Origin of the sequence: Achromobacter sp. RW408, from assembly GCF_003184165.1 — a bacterium.
GTDB classification, from domain to species: Bacteria; Pseudomonadota; Gammaproteobacteria; order Burkholderiales; family Burkholderiaceae_B; genus Achromobacter; species Achromobacter xylosoxidans.
The window spans coordinates 164,069-176,843 of sequence record NZ_QHHO01000049.1 but is presented as its reverse complement, the minus strand read 5'-3'; the positions used below and the strand labels follow the sequence as shown (position 1 = coordinate 176,843).

The window sequence follows — 12,775 nt, the reverse complement described above, 5'->3', positions numbered from 1 at the left end:
GTTGAAGAACCGGATCAGCCTACGTCCGCGACCGGGCGCGGACAACGTAGAAATGCGTCTATGGTTATGCGGACGGCGATGCGCGCATGCCCGCCGGCCGGCACGGCGCGGCATCGCGCCAGGCGCGCAGGCCACGCAGCCGCGCGCCCGCGCCTGGTCTCAGGCTTCGCCCTTGAGCGCCTGGTCCACCACCGCGCGCGTCAATGTCGGCACGAACATCTCGATGAAGTGGAAGGCATAGCCGCGCAGCCAGGCTCCGCGGCGGATCGCCAGGCGCGTCAGGTTGATCTCGAACAGGTGGCGCGCGTCGATGGCGCACAGCCGCGTATCGCGCTCGGCGTCCCAGGCCACCGCGGCCACGATGCCCACGCCCAGTTCCAGCTCGACATAGGTCTTGATGACGTCGGCGTCCATCGCGGTCATGACGATGTCGGGCGTGATGCCGGCGCGGGCGAAGGCCTCGTCGATGTGGGCGCGGCCGGTGTAGCCGCGCCCGTAGGTGATGATGGGATAGCGCGACAGCTGCGACAGGCTGATGCCGCCGTCCATCGCGGCGAGCGGATGGCCCTTGGGCACGATGATGCTGTGGCTCCAGCGGTAGCACGGCAGGTTCAGCAGGCCGGGATAGTCGGCCACCGCCTCGGTCGCCACGCCGATATCGGCCTCGCCTTCCAGCAACATCTCGGAGACCTGCTTGGGCGAGCCCTGGTGCAGGTGCAGCACCACCTCGGGATAGCGCTGGCGGAATTCCTTGATCACCGGCGGCAAGGCGTAGCGCGCCTGCGAATGCGTGGCCGCGATCGACAGCACGCCCTTGCGGCTGTCGGCGTACTCAGCGCCGGCATGACGGATGTTGTCGGCGCATTGCAGGATCTGCTCGACCAGCGGCAGGATCTGCTCGCCCGGCGGCGTCAGGCCGATCAGGCGCTTGCCCGAGCGCACGAAGATGTCGACGCCGACCTCCTCCTCCAGCTCGCGGATCTGGCGGCTGACGCCGGGCTGCGAGGTATGCAGGCTTTCGGACACATCGGTCAGGTTGAAATCGCGGCGCACGGCCTCGCGCACGGAACGCAGTTGCTGGAAGTTCATGGGATGCCGCCGCCTAGCCGAGAAATGCCAGTTGATTGCCGCTGGGGTCCTTGACGTACATGACGCGCGGCGAGGCGTCGGGCAGCGAACAGACCGGGTGAAAGCCGGCGTCGCGCAGCCGCAGCAGGATATCGTCGTAGGCGCGGGTGCGGATGGCCAGGTAGTCGGCCCTGAGCTCGCGGCTGACCTCGGCCACCGGCGACAGCGACAGGGTCGCGTCGCCCAGCGCGAACAGCAGGCGCCCCTCCGGGACCGGCATTTCATCCAGCCCGAGGGTGCCGCGGTAGAACTCGCGCACGGCATCCAGCTGCCGCGCCGCGAAGGAAAGCTGTACCGATCCGATCGAAGAAATAGAGGACATGCCCTGCCGCCAACCTTGGAACAAGGCAAATTCTAGACCCCGAAGGTCCAACCGGAAAAAGACGTTGTAATTGCTTCTACATAATCAGAATCCCTAAGGAAATGTGGTCATTTGCATATGCGTCAGGCGCTGCGGCGCAGGCCGTCGCGGACCGCGCCGAAGGCCCGGTCGAGGTCCTCGACCAGGTCCAGCGGATGCTCCAGGCCGATGTGCAGGCGCACCACTTCATGGCCGCCCTGCCACACGCTGTGCTCGGCCAGCCTTTCCGGCGCCGCTTCCAGCGCCAGGCTTTCGTAGCCGCCCCAGGACGCGCCGATGGAGAAATAGCGCAGCGCATCGATGAAGCGCGCCGCCGCGCCCGGCTGCTCGGCCCGCAATGCGAACGACACCAGGCCGCTGGCGCCGCTGAAATCGCGCCGCCACAGCGCGTGGCCTGGATCCTGCGGCAACGCCGGGTAAAAGACCCGTTCCACATCGCCATGGCGCGACAGGTATTCGGCCACGCTCAGCGCGTTCTGGTGGTGGCGCGCCAGCCGCACGTCCAGCGTGCGCAGGCCGCGCAGCGTCAGGTAGGCATCGTCCGCGCCTACCGCCAGGCCGAGCGCGTCGTAGGTGGCGCCGACCTGCCGCGCCAGCTCGGGGCTGTCGACCGTGACCACGCCCATCATCACGTCGGAATGGCCGGCCAGGTACTTGGTGGCGGCCTGGATCGAGATGTTGGCGCCCAGCGCCAGCGGCTGGTAGTAAAGGCCGCCGCTCCAGGTGTTGTCGGTGGCCACCAGCACGCCGCAGCTGCGCGCCTGGGCGGCCAGCGCCGGCAGGTCCAGCACCTCGAACAGCAGCGAGCTGGGCGACTCCATGTACAGCAGCCGCGTGTTGGGGCGGAAGCGTTCAGCCAGATCGTCGCGGCCGGGCGAGAAGTACTCGACCTCGATGCCGTAGCGCTGCAGCAGCGCCTTGTCGACGCGCCGCACCGGTGAATAGACGCTGTCGGACACCAGCGCATGCTCGCCCGGCGCCAGGGTGGCCAGCAGCACCAGCACGATGGCCGACAGGCCGGACGGCGCCAGGATGCTGCGGTGGCCGCCTTCCAGCGACGCGACCGCCGCTTCCAGCGCCTGGTGCGTGTCCAGTCCATGGCGGCCATAGGTGGCGACGCGCTCGCCGGCGGCGCGCTGCGCGTTCAGCGCGGCATGGGTGGCGGTGTCGGCAAAGCGCACGGTGCTGGTGCGCACCACCGGCACGTTGACCGGGCCGGCGCCCTGCTTCAGGTCGGGGCTGCCGGCATGCACCAGCCGGGTCTGGACACGGGCGTGGTCGAGGCTCATGCGCGCTGCTCCTGGCCGGGCTTCATCTGGGTGGCGTTGTAGTTGACGATCTCGCCGGTGGCCAGGTCGATGCCGATGCGGCCCGATAACGTTTCCAGCGGCTGGCCGTAAAGGTGGAAATGCAGCGTCGGCTCGTCGCCGGTGACATGGATGCTGTGGATGTCGTCCGGCAGGAACGACACCGGTTGCCCCGGCTGCACCACCACCTCGCGCACCTGTTCCAGGGTCGCGCGGCCGGGCTGCGAACCATCGTCGCTGCGACGGTAGACGCGGTTCAGTTCCTGGCCGGACAGCGCCACGATCACCGCCCAGGTGGTGTGATTGTGCGGCAAGGTGGTCTTGCCGGGGTTGATCGAGTTCAGGTAAAGCGCCGGTTCGCCCGCGGCGGCGTCGGGATTGAGGCGGTAGCGGGTCGAGGCGCCCACGCCCTGCCCCGGCGCCGGCGGCGGGAACTCGGCGGCGGGAAACAGCGCGCGCTGCTGCGCCAGCTGTTCGAGGCGGCCGGTGATCTGTGCCAGCAGGTCGCGGGTCAGCGGCGCGGCGGCCAGCAGGCCGCGAATGTCGGCCAGGGTGTCCTGCACGCGCTGGCGGCGTTCAAGGGTAACGGAATTAGCGGCTGTCATATCGGCTCCGGAGGTTCGGAAAAGCGTCACACTGCAAGACGCAGCGGGTCAAAGGTCAGGTAGGCGTCGATCGGATCGGCCTGGGCGCGCCGCACCGGCGGCTCGGCCGAGGCGCGTTGCAGGAAGGCGCGGGTGCGCTCGCTGTCGGGCCGGCCGAAAATGCGGGCCGGCGGCCCGTGCTCGACGATGCGGCCGGCCTCGGTGAAGTACACCGCGTCGCTCACCTCCTGGGCGAAGCGCATTTCGTGCGTCACCAGCACGCAGGTCAGGCCGTCCTGCACCAGGTCGCGGATCACGGTCAGCACTTCGCCCACCATTTCCGGGTCCAGCGCCGAGGTCACTTCGTCGAACAGGATCAGTTCGGGCCGCAGGGCCAGCGCGCGGGCAATGGCCACGCGCTGCTGCTGGCCGCCCGACAGTTCGCCCGGATAGGCGTTTTCCTTGTGGTCCATGCGCACCTTGGCCAGCAGCTCGCGCGCCAGCGCCTGGGCCTGGGCACGCGGCTGGCCGTTGACCTTGATGGGCGAGATCACCAGGTTCTCCAGCACGCTCAGGTGCGGGAACAGGTTGTATTGCTGGAACACGAAGCCCACGCGCTTGCGCAGGGCGATCAGCTCGGACTCGGTCTTGAGCGCATCGACGCGCACGCCGCCGACCTCGATCGCGCCGCGCTGCGGCCGCAGCAGGCCGGTGATGCAGCGCAGGATGGTGGACTTGCCCGAGCCCGATGGGCCGATGATGGAGACAGCCTGGCCCGGACGGACCTCGACGTCGATCCCCTTGAGCACCTCGGTCTGCCCGAAGGCCAGGTGCACGTCCCGCAGGCTGACCAGCGGGAGCTCGGCGGCGCGGGCGCCGTTGTCAATGATGCGCATAGCGTCGTTCCAGATGGCGCGTCCAGCGCGCGATGGGATAGCAATAGGCGAAGAACAGCGCCAATAGCGTGAAATAGACCAGCACGGTGAAGTCGCTGCGCGCCACCGTGTTGCTGGCCACCGTGGCCGTGTCGACCAGGTCGTGCACGCCGACCAGCGAGGCCAGCGAGGTACTCATGGTGATGCTGGCGTACAGGTTCATCCACGACGGCAGCATGCGCCGCACGCACTGCGGCAGCACGATCATGCGGAAGATCTGCGCGCGCCGGAACGCCAGCGATTGCGCCGCCTCCCACTGGGCTTCGGGGATCGACTGGATGGCGCCGCGGAAGATCTCGGCGACATTGGCGCTGGCCGGCAGGCCCAGCCCGATCACCACCTTGATCCAGTCCGGAAACGGCAGGTTCCAGCCGCCCAGGCTCAGCTCGAACGGGAACACGTAGGTGGTGAAATACACCAGCACCAGGATCGGCGCGTTGCGGAACGCCAGCACATAGGCGCGCGTCAGGCGCCGCAGCGGCCTGGACGGCGACAGCGACAGCGCGCCCACCACCAACCCCAGCGCCGTGCCTAGCGCCATCGCCAGCACGCTGATCTGCACGTTCATGCCCAGCCCGCGCAGCAGCGCCGGCGACCAGTGCCACAGGTGCCGCACCGCGGGCGGGGCGGTATCGGTCAGCGCCCAGGCGACGCCCAGGATCACCAGGGCCAGCAGCAGCACCACCCACGGATCGCGCAGCCATGCCAGCCATCCGCCACCCGCCCGGCGCGCCGCGGCCGCATTCAATACCAGTTCATTGGCCATAGCCAGGCATCCTCAGGCGCGCTTCGAGCCAGCGTCCGGCGACACTCACCAGCCAGGTCAGCAGGCCGAAATACAGCAGGATCAGCAGCAGCAGTTCCAGCACGTTGTCGCGGTGCGACCAGATCATGAGGGACTCGTAGGTCACGTCGCCCACCGCAATGGCCGAGGCGATCGCGGTCATCTTCACCAGGTCCACCAGATTGTTGACCAGCGCCGGCAGCGCGAAGCGCAGCGCCAGCGGCAGCTGCACCTGCGCCAGGATCTGGCGGCGCGAGAAGGCCAGCGAGCGCGCCGCCTCCAGCGTCACCGACGGCACCGCCTCGATGCCGGCGCGCAGCGCCTCGGCATGGAACACGCCCTTGTGCAGCGCCACCACGATCACCACCCACATGAACGGCGTGATCGGGCTGCCGCCGCCCAGCTTCTGCGTGATCAGCATGTTCAGCACCAGGAAGGCGCAATAGAGCTGCACCAGCGTCGGCGTGTTGCGGGTCAGCTCGACGAAGGCCTGCAGCGGCCGCGCCAGCCAGGGCCGCCCGCTGGTGAGCCCGGCCGCGATCAGCACGCCGAACAGCAGGCTGACGGGAATAGTCCAGGCGCACAATTGCAGCGTCACCAGCAGGCCGTGGCCGAAGGCGGACAGCTCGCCCGGATCCAGCACGAAGCCGTAGTTCAGGCCCAGGGGCTTGAAGAAATGCACCCAGGCCTGCAATGCCTGTTCGATCATGCGGCCGCCTCCAGCGCCGCCGGCCGCAGCGCCGCGACCGCGCGGGCGATGCGCGCGACAGCCTCCGCCACCTTGGCGTCCGAGGCGGCGAACGACAGCCGCAGGTACGGCGACAAGCCATAGGCCGCGCCCCGCACCACCGCCACGCCCTCGGCCTCCAGCAGCCAGTCGGCCACGTCGCCATCGTCGGCGATCACGGCGCCATCGGGCCTGACCTGGCCGATCAGGCCGGCCACCCCGATCCAGGCGAAGAACGAGCCGCGCGGCGCCGCCACGCTCAGGCCCGGCACCGCGCCCAGGCCGTCGACGATCACGCGCGCCCGGCGCGCATAGGCCAGGCGCGCGTTCTCGACGAAGTCATCGGCCACGCCCTGCAACGCCACCAGCGCGGCGGCCTGGCCCAGCGAACTGGGGCCCGATGACACCTGCGACTGCACCGCCTCCAGCACGCCGATCAGCGCCGCCGGCCCCACGCCCCAGCCGATGCGCCAGCCGGTCATGGCGTAGGCCTTGGACACGCCGTTGACCGCCAGCGTGCGCCGCGCCAGATCCGGCGCGGCGCGCAGCAGGTGCGCGGGCGCCTCGTCGAACCAGATCTGTTCGTACATCTCGTCCCACAGCACCAGCACCGACGGATGTTCGCGCAGCACCGCGGCCAACGCCGCCAGCTCGGCCTCGCTGTAGACCGCGCCTGACGGATTGCCGGGCGAATTCAGGATCAGCCACTTGGTGCGCGGCGTCAGCGCCTGGCGCAGGCCCTGCGGCGTGAGCTTGAAGCCATCGGCCTGGGCGGTCGGCGCCAGCACCGGCGTGCCGCCGTTGACCCGCACCGAATCCAGGAAGGTGGGCCAGTACGGTGTCGGCACGATCACCTCGTCGCCCTCGTCGAGCGTGGCGGCCAGGGCCAGGTAGATCACCTGCTTGCCGCCGTTGGAAATGATGACGTTGGCCGACTCGGTCGGCAGGCCGTGACGCTGGCGGTAGCCATCGGCCACGGCACGCCGCAGCGCGGCGGTGCCGGCCGTCGGCGTGTACTTGGTCTGGCCTTGCGCCAGCGCCAGCGCGGCGGCGTCCTTGATGGCCTGGGGCGTGTCGAAGTCGGGCTCGCCCGAGGTCAGCGCCACGATCGAGCGGCCCTCGGCCGCCAGCCGCGCGGCGCGCGCGCCGGCCGCGGCAATCGGCGACAGTTCCACGCCGCGGACGCGGCGCGCGAACACGCCGGGAAACAGGGATTCAGTCATGACAGGACCTTTCCGGGATTCATCAGGTTCAGGGGATCGAGCGTGTCCCTGGCGGCCGTCGTCATGGCTTGGCCTGGGCCTCGGGGGGAGCGCTGTCGAACTTGCCGGCCTGCGCGTCGGCGTTGGCCTGCTTGAGGTAATCGGCCGGCACGCCGAACCTGTCGGCCTCTTTCACCAGCAGGCCGGACTTGTGCCAGTCGCGGATCACGCCATCGACGAAGGCGCGCGTGTCGGCCTCGTTGCGGCGGGTCCAGATCACGGTGGGCGACGGGATCAGCTGGTCCGGCGTGGCCAGCTCGAAGCCGTCCCATTCCTTGCCGTTGGGACCGTGCAGCGTCTCGTACAGCGCCGGCTGGATGTGCACCGACGCATCGCAGCTGCCGCCCTTGAGCGCCAGCAGCGATTCAGGGATGTTGCGCAGGCCTTTGACCACCGCCCCATAGGTTTCCTGCAGCGGCTTGGCGAAATTGCTGCCTTGCGACACGCAGGCCACCTTGCCCTTCAGGTCTTCCCAGCGCTTGATGCCGCTGCGCTTGGACACCATGGCCGCTCCGCCCACGAGGTTGTACGGGGTCGGCGCATAGCTCAGGATCTCGCTGCGTTCCTGGGTCCACTGGATGTTGGCGATCAGCAGATCGACCTTGCCCGCCTGCAGGAACTGCACCCGGGTCGCGGCCGTCACCGGCACCGTCTCCAGCGTGACGCCGAGCCGGGTGGCGATATCGCGGCCCAGCTCGGTCTGGAAGCCGCCGACCTTGCCAGTGGCCGGATCGAGCAGGCCGAACGGCGGACTGGCGCCGTCCACGCCCACCACCAGCTTGCCGCGTTGCTTGACGCGGTCCAGGGTGGCGTCGGCGTGCGCCGCCGTCGCCAGGGACGCCAGCGCCAGCGCGGCGGCCCACTTGATTGCTTGTCTATTCATCGGTCTTTTCCAACACGGGCGGGCGCGAGGCTCAGCTGCCCTGCTTGTACTTGTCGTGCAGTTCCTGCAGCAGCGGCTGCGCCGGCTGGATGCCCAGGCGCTTCTCGGTGGCGATCAGCCAGCCGCTGCGGTGCCAGCCCTGGATCACCTTGTCGACGGCGGCGATGGTGTCGGCCTCGCCCTTGCGGGTCCAGACCACCGAATTGGCCGGCAGCACTTCCGTGGCGATGGGCGCGTGGTAGTCGGCCCATTCGGGATTGGTGCGCAGCAGCGGATGGATCAGGGTCGAATCGTGCACCGCCGCCACGCACTGGCCGCCGCGCAGCGCCAGCAGCGAGTCCGAAGAACTCTTGTAGCCCTTGACCACGGCGCCGTAGTCGGCCTGCAGGGGACGCGCAAAACTGCTGCCCTGCGACACGCAGACCGGCTTGCCGCGCAGGTCTTCCCACTTGGCGATGCCGCTGTCCTTGCGCGTGGCGGCGGCGCCGCCCACTCGGAAGAACGGCGTCGGCGCGTAGCCGAGGATCTCGGCGCGTTCGGGGTTCAGCTCCATCGATGCGATCAGCAGGTCGACCTTGCCCGAGATCAGGAACTGCGTGCGGGTGGCCGTCTGCACCTGCACCAGCTCGGCCTTCACGCCCAGGCCCTTGGCCAGTTCGCGCGCCAGTTCCGGGTTCCATCCCACCAGTTGCTGGGTGGCGGGATCGATCGAGCCGAACACGCCGCCGTTGGCCAATACGCCGATGGTGACGGTGCCGCGTTCCTTGATCTTGTCCAGCGTGGCGTCGGCATGGGCGCCGGTGGCGCCGGCCGCCAGGGCCAGCGCGACGGCCGCCTGCAGGATACGGCCGGAGATATTGCGAGTCTTCATGTTGTTGTGTCGTAGGCATTGAACGAAGTTCTATGCTGCGGTCCGGCGCCGCACAACACAAAGAAGACTTTCAGATATGAATATGAAACCGCTGTTGCGGCGCGCCTACTGGAGCTTGACGTCGGCCGTGGCGATCACGCGCCGGTAGGTGGCGATGTCGTCGCGCACGGTCTGGTCCACGGCTTCCGGCGTGCTGGCGGCGATGGCGAAGCCCAGGTTCTCCAGCAGCGTGGCGGTCTCCGGTTCGCGCAGCACGGCCATCACGTCGCGATGGATGCGCTCGACCAACGCCGCCGGGGTCGAGGCCGGCACCACGAAGCCCTGCCAGCTCTCGACCGCGTAGTCGGCCAGCCCCGCCTCCTGCATGGTCGGCACCTCGGGCAGCGCCTTGGAGCGGTATGGCGTGGTCACCGCCAGCGCCACCAGCTTGCCCGAGCGCACGTTCTCGGTGGCGGCGGCCAGCGTGATCAGCATGGCGTCCACGTGGCCGCCCAGCACATCCAGCGTGGCCGGCCCGCCGCCCGGATAGGGAATCTGGTTGGTCTTGGCGCCGATGCGTTCGTTGAGCAGTTCCACCGCCAAGTGCTGCAGGCTGCCGTTGCCGCCGGGCAGCGCCAGCGAGATCTCGCCGGGCCGGCTGCGCACCAGCGCCACGAATTCCTGGAAGGTCTTCACGCCCAGGCCCGGGCGCACCACCAGCAACTGCGGATTGACCACCGCCTTGGTCACGCCGCGCAGATCGCGCAACGGGTCGTACAACGGCTTGCCGGGTTGCAGCGCGTTCAGCGACAAGGCGTCGCCGCCCAGCAGCAGCGTGTAGCCATCGCCGCGCGCATGCGCCACCGCGGCATTGCCGATGGCACTGCTGGCGCCGGGCTGGTTCTCCACCACCACGCTCTGCCCCCACTTCTCGCTCAGCTTCTGCGCCACGGTGCGCGCCAGCTTGTCGGCGCTGCCGCCGGCCGCGATCGGCACGATCAGCTTGACCGGCCGGCTCGGATAGCGCGTGGCGTCGTCGGTGGCGGCCGGCGCGGCGCCGGTCATGTTGCTCAACAAGCCCGCGCCCACCACCACGCCGCCGGCCAGGCCGAGCGCGGCCTTCAGTACGGATCTGCGTCGATTGCCCATCATCCTGCTCCCTGCGGAAATTCGGAGCAGGCCAGGATAGGAGCGCGCCGTGCGCCGGACAAATACCGATGCGCAATGTGGAAATGCCGGGGCGGCCCCTTGCCGGGGCGGCCCTCTGCCGGGGCGGCCCTTCGCCGGGACGCTCGCGCCCGGCTACGCCAGGAACGCCAGCATGCGCCGCGCCAGTTCGCGCGGCTGCTCCTCCGGCAGATAGTGGCCGCAATCGGCCAGCACCCCGCCGCGCAGGTCGCGCGCCAGCGGCCCCAGCGCCTCGTACAGATCGGGCGCGCTGCCATGCTCGCCGCCCAGCGCCAGCACCGGCAGCGTCAACGGCGTCTCGCGCAGCGCCCGGTTCTGCTCGGCCGACTGGTGCGCCGCGCGGTAATAGCCCAGCATGCCGCGCAAGCCGCCCAGCGTCTGGTAGACGCGCTCGTACTCATCCAGGTCGGCGCGGCTGAACACGCCCGGCTTGTTGGCGGTCTTGCGGCTGAAGAACCACTCGATCAGCACCCGCTCGCGTCCCTGCAGCAGCGCTTCGGGCAGGTCCGGCACGGTGTTGAAGAGGAAATGCCAGCGCTTCCAGTTGTCCGGTCCCAGCTCGAAGCTGGCGGGCAGCGTCACGCCCGGAATGTTGGCGTCCAGCAGCACCAGGCGCTCGACTTCGTCGGCGTGGCGCGCCGCGTAGGGATAGGCGATCCAGGCGCCGATATCGTGCCCGGCCAGCGCATAGCGCGTCAGGCCCAGCGTGTGGAACAGCGCCCGCAGGCGTTCGCCGGCGCTGCGGGTGTCATAGCCATCGAGCGGCTTGTCCGAATCGCCCTGGCCCGGCAGGTCGATCGCGTACAGGCGGAAATGCGGCGCCAGCAGCGGCATCACCCGGCGCCAGGCGTACCAGCTCTGCGGAAAGCCGGCCAGCAGGATCAGCGCCGGCCCGGCGCCGCCCTCCACCACGTGATAGCCCAGGCCGTCCACGCGCACCTGGCGGTGGCGAAACGGCACGTTGTCCAGCGCGAAGGCGTCGGCGTCCTTGAAGGTATCCATCGTCCGTCTCCGTTCAATGCAGCGCGCCGCCGCCTTCCTTGACGTCCGCCGTGACGGCCAGCGAAGTCGCCACCATCACCTTCACGCCTTCGATCAGCGTCTCCAGCGCCAGGCTGGGCTGGCCGGGATGGTGGGCCGCCATCTCGGGCAGGTACGGCACGTGCACGAAGCCGCCGCGCAACGCCGGACGCTCGGTGGCGATGTAGTGCGACAGGCCGTAGAAGATGGTGTTGCAGTTGTAGGTGCCCGCCGTCGACGACACCGACGCCGGCACGCCCGCGCGCCGCAGGTCGCGCACGATGGCCTTGATCGGCAAGGTCGAGAAATAGGCCGCCGGGCCGCCCGCCACCACCGGTTCGTCGATCGGCTGGCGGCCTTCGTTGTCGGGGATGCGCGCGTCCACCACGTTGATCGCGACGCGTTCGACCGACACGTCGCTGCGGCCGCCCGCCTGGCCCAGGCAGATCACCAGGTCCGGTTGCGTGTCCTCGATGGCCTGGCGCAGCACGCCCACCACCTTGCCGATCACGCACGGCAGTTGGCGCGCCACCAGGGTGGCGCCGGCCACTTGCGCGCCATCCAGGCGCCGCGCGGCTTCCCAGGAGGGATTCAGGGTTTCGCCATCGAACGGTTCGATGCCGGTAATCAGTACGGTCGTCATTGCGCAGTCCTTCGATTCAATTGCTGTCCGCCATGGTAGGACCGCGCCCTGGAATTGTTGAAATCCATAATCGCTATTCGTACTATTGATGTCATGAATCTTTCCGCCATCGACCTGAACCTGCTGGTCGCCTTCGAGGCGCTCTACGACACCCGCAACGTGACCCTGGCCGGCCAGCGCATCAACCGCGCGCAGCCCTCGGTCAGCAGCGCGCTGGGGCGCCTGCGTCTGCTGTTCCAAGACGAGCTGTTCCTGCGCACCGCCGACGGCATGCAGCCCACGCCCAAGGCCGTCGCGCTGATGCCGGCCGTGAGCGCGGCGCTGGACCAGATCCGCCAGGCGCTGACGCAAGGCGCCGGCTTCGATCCCCAGGCCGCTGCCGGCCGCCGCTTCACCGTGGCGGCCAGCGACTACGCCGACGTGGTGATCGTGCCGCACCTCGTCGCGGCGCTGCGGCGCGACGCGCCCGGCATCGACCTGCGCATCGCGCGGCTCGACCGCGCCGCCCTCTACGAGCAACTGGACAACGGCAGCGTCGACCTGGCCATCGGCGGCCACCTGGCGCCGCCCAAGCGCATGCTGCGCGAACGGCTATACCAGGAACACTTCGTCTGCATCGCCGACAGGCAGCATCCGGCGCTGCGCGGCCGCAAGCTGGACCTGGCGCGCTACGTGGCGCTGCCGCACGCGCTGTTCACGCCCAGCGACGACGGCTCGGCGCGCGGGGTGGTGGACGCCAGCCTGGCGCGGCTGGGCCAGCGGCGCCGGGTGGCCTGCACCTTCGCCCATATCGTCGCGCTGCCGCACGCGGTGCAAGGCACCGACCTAGTGGCCACGCTGGCGCGGCGCGCCGCCTTGCGGCTGGCCGGCCCCGGCCTGACCCTGCGGCCGCTGCCGCCCGAGGTCGACCCCGGCCCTTTCGATATCGACATGGTGTGCAGCCGGCGCGCGCCCGGCGACGCGGCGCTGGCGTGGCTGCAACAGGTGGTCCGCGACGCCGCCGCGCGCCTGGCGGATTGACCGTGCGGCCATGAAAAAAGCCGGCCCCGTCCACGGGCGCCGGCTTGGCGTGCCGGGCGGCGCGCTGCCGCCTCATGGCGATC

The 12,775-nt window shown here is 69.6% G+C and carries 14 protein-coding genes; 1 reads left to right on the top strand and 13 read right to left on the bottom strand.

The window, feature by feature from the left end:
• Positions 1-159: 159 nt before the first annotated feature.
• From DK459_RS20300 to pcp, 13 genes are all read right to left on the bottom strand, one after another.
• Positions 160-1,089, bottom strand: a complete 930-nt coding sequence (locus DK459_RS20300; RefSeq protein WP_006385372.1) for a CysB family HTH-type transcriptional regulator — start codon at positions 1,087-1,089, stop codon at positions 160-162.
• A gap of 13 nt (positions 1,090-1,102) precedes the next feature.
• On the bottom strand, positions 1,103-1,450 hold the full coding sequence (locus tag DK459_RS20295; RefSeq protein ID WP_006385371.1) for a VOC family protein: 348 nt from the start codon (positions 1,448-1,450) through the stop codon (positions 1,103-1,105).
• Between the two features lie 122 nt (positions 1,451-1,572).
• Entirely contained in the window at positions 1,573-2,778 is a 1,206-nt protein-coding gene (gene metC / locus DK459_RS20290) for a cystathionine beta-lyase (RefSeq protein ID WP_110135023.1), read from the bottom strand.
• Positions 2,775-3,401, bottom strand: coding sequence for a cysteine dioxygenase family protein (locus DK459_RS20285; RefSeq protein ID WP_024068937.1), 627 nt, complete (start codon positions 3,399-3,401; stop codon positions 2,775-2,777). The genes metC and DK459_RS20285 overlap by 4 nt, the downstream gene beginning before the upstream one ends.
• Positions 3,402-3,427: 26 nt before the next feature.
• Positions 3,428-4,276, bottom strand: a complete 849-nt coding sequence (locus DK459_RS20280; protein WP_024068938.1) for an amino acid ABC transporter ATP-binding protein — start codon at positions 4,274-4,276, stop codon at positions 3,428-3,430.
• Positions 4,263-5,081 (bottom strand): amino acid ABC transporter permease, encoded by an 819-nt coding sequence (locus tag DK459_RS20275; protein WP_054443344.1) that lies wholly within the window; start codon positions 5,079-5,081, stop codon positions 4,263-4,265. The genes DK459_RS20280 and DK459_RS20275 overlap by 14 nt, the downstream gene beginning before the upstream one ends.
• Complete coding sequence (locus tag DK459_RS20270) at positions 5,071-5,808, bottom strand: amino acid ABC transporter permease (RefSeq protein WP_054498895.1); 738 nt, start codon at positions 5,806-5,808, stop codon at positions 5,071-5,073. Before DK459_RS20270 ends, DK459_RS20275 begins: the two co-directional genes overlap by 11 nt.
• Entirely contained in the window at positions 5,805-7,049 is a 1,245-nt protein-coding gene (locus DK459_RS20265) for an aminotransferase class I/II-fold pyridoxal phosphate-dependent enzyme (protein WP_110135022.1), read from the bottom strand. Before DK459_RS20265 ends, DK459_RS20270 begins: the two co-directional genes overlap by 4 nt.
• A 61-nt stretch (positions 7,050-7,110) precedes the next feature.
• Positions 7,111-7,971, bottom strand: coding sequence for a transporter substrate-binding domain-containing protein (locus tag DK459_RS20260; RefSeq protein ID WP_006385364.1), 861 nt, complete (start codon positions 7,969-7,971; stop codon positions 7,111-7,113).
• A 31-nt stretch (positions 7,972-8,002) separates the two neighbouring features.
• On the bottom strand, positions 8,003-8,842 hold the full coding sequence (locus tag DK459_RS20255) for a transporter substrate-binding domain-containing protein (RefSeq protein ID WP_024068942.1): 840 nt from the start codon (positions 8,840-8,842) through the stop codon (positions 8,003-8,005).
• A 105-nt stretch (positions 8,843-8,947) separates the two neighbouring features.
• Positions 8,948-9,973, bottom strand: coding sequence for a tripartite tricarboxylate transporter substrate binding protein (locus DK459_RS20250; protein WP_083301349.1), 1,026 nt, complete (start codon positions 9,971-9,973; stop codon positions 8,948-8,950).
• A gap of 150 nt (positions 9,974-10,123) precedes the next feature.
• Positions 10,124-11,011, bottom strand: a complete 888-nt coding sequence (locus DK459_RS20245; RefSeq protein WP_026383102.1) for an alpha/beta fold hydrolase — start codon at positions 11,009-11,011, stop codon at positions 10,124-10,126.
• Between the two features lie 13 nt (positions 11,012-11,024).
• Positions 11,025-11,672 (bottom strand): pyroglutamyl-peptidase I, encoded by a 648-nt coding sequence (gene pcp / locus DK459_RS20240; RefSeq protein ID WP_006385360.1) that lies wholly within the window; start codon positions 11,670-11,672, stop codon positions 11,025-11,027.
• Positions 11,673-11,765: 93 nt separating this feature from the next.
• On the opposite strand from pcp, the gene DK459_RS20235 reads away from it, so the two are divergent.
• On the top strand, positions 11,766-12,692 hold the full coding sequence (locus tag DK459_RS20235; RefSeq protein WP_038503604.1) for a LysR family transcriptional regulator: 927 nt from the start codon (positions 11,766-11,768) through the stop codon (positions 12,690-12,692).
• The last annotated feature ends 83 nt before the right edge of the window (positions 12,693-12,775 follow it).

What these genes read in the sequence shown, in the direction of transcription:
- DK459_RS20300 (WP_006385372.1), bottom strand. Translation starts at nt 1,089, where the DNA reads ATGAACTTCCAGCAACTGCGTTCCGTGCGCGAGGCCGTGCGCCGCGAT.
- DK459_RS20295 (WP_006385371.1), bottom strand. Translation starts at nt 1,450, where the DNA reads ATGTCCTCTATTTCTTCGATCGGATCGGTACAGCTTTCCTTCGCGGCG.
- metC (WP_110135023.1), bottom strand. Translation starts at nt 2,778, where the DNA reads ATGAGCCTCGACCACGCCCGTGTCCAGACCCGGCTGGTGCATGCCGGC.
- DK459_RS20285 (WP_024068937.1), bottom strand. Translation starts at nt 3,401, where the DNA reads ATGACAGCCGCTAATTCCGTTACCCTTGAACGCCGCCAGCGCGTGCAG.
- DK459_RS20280 (WP_024068938.1), bottom strand. Translation starts at nt 4,276, where the DNA reads ATGCGCATCATTGACAACGGCGCCCGCGCCGCCGAGCTCCCGCTGGTC.
- DK459_RS20275 (WP_054443344.1), bottom strand. Translation starts at nt 5,081, where the DNA reads ATGGCCAATGAACTGGTATTGAATGCGGCCGCGGCGCGCCGGGCGGGT.
- DK459_RS20270 (WP_054498895.1), bottom strand. Translation starts at nt 5,808, where the DNA reads ATGATCGAACAGGCATTGCAGGCCTGGGTGCATTTCTTCAAGCCCCTG.
- DK459_RS20265 (WP_110135022.1), bottom strand. Translation starts at nt 7,049, where the DNA reads ATGACTGAATCCCTGTTTCCCGGCGTGTTCGCGCGCCGCGTCCGCGGC.
- DK459_RS20260 (WP_006385364.1), bottom strand. Translation starts at nt 7,971, where the DNA reads ATGAATAGACAAGCAATCAAGTGGGCCGCCGCGCTGGCGCTGGCGTCC.
- DK459_RS20255 (WP_024068942.1), bottom strand. Translation starts at nt 8,842, where the DNA reads ATGAAGACTCGCAATATCTCCGGCCGTATCCTGCAGGCGGCCGTCGCG.
- DK459_RS20250 (WP_083301349.1), bottom strand. Translation starts at nt 9,973, where the DNA reads ATGATGGGCAATCGACGCAGATCCGTACTGAAGGCCGCGCTCGGCCTG.
- DK459_RS20245 (WP_026383102.1), bottom strand. Translation starts at nt 11,011, where the DNA reads ATGGATACCTTCAAGGACGCCGACGCCTTCGCGCTGGACAACGTGCCG.
- pcp (WP_006385360.1), bottom strand. Translation starts at nt 11,672, where the DNA reads ATGACGACCGTACTGATTACCGGCATCGAACCGTTCGATGGCGAAACC.
- DK459_RS20235 (WP_038503604.1), top strand. Translation starts at nt 11,766, where the DNA reads ATGAATCTTTCCGCCATCGACCTGAACCTGCTGGTCGCCTTCGAGGCG.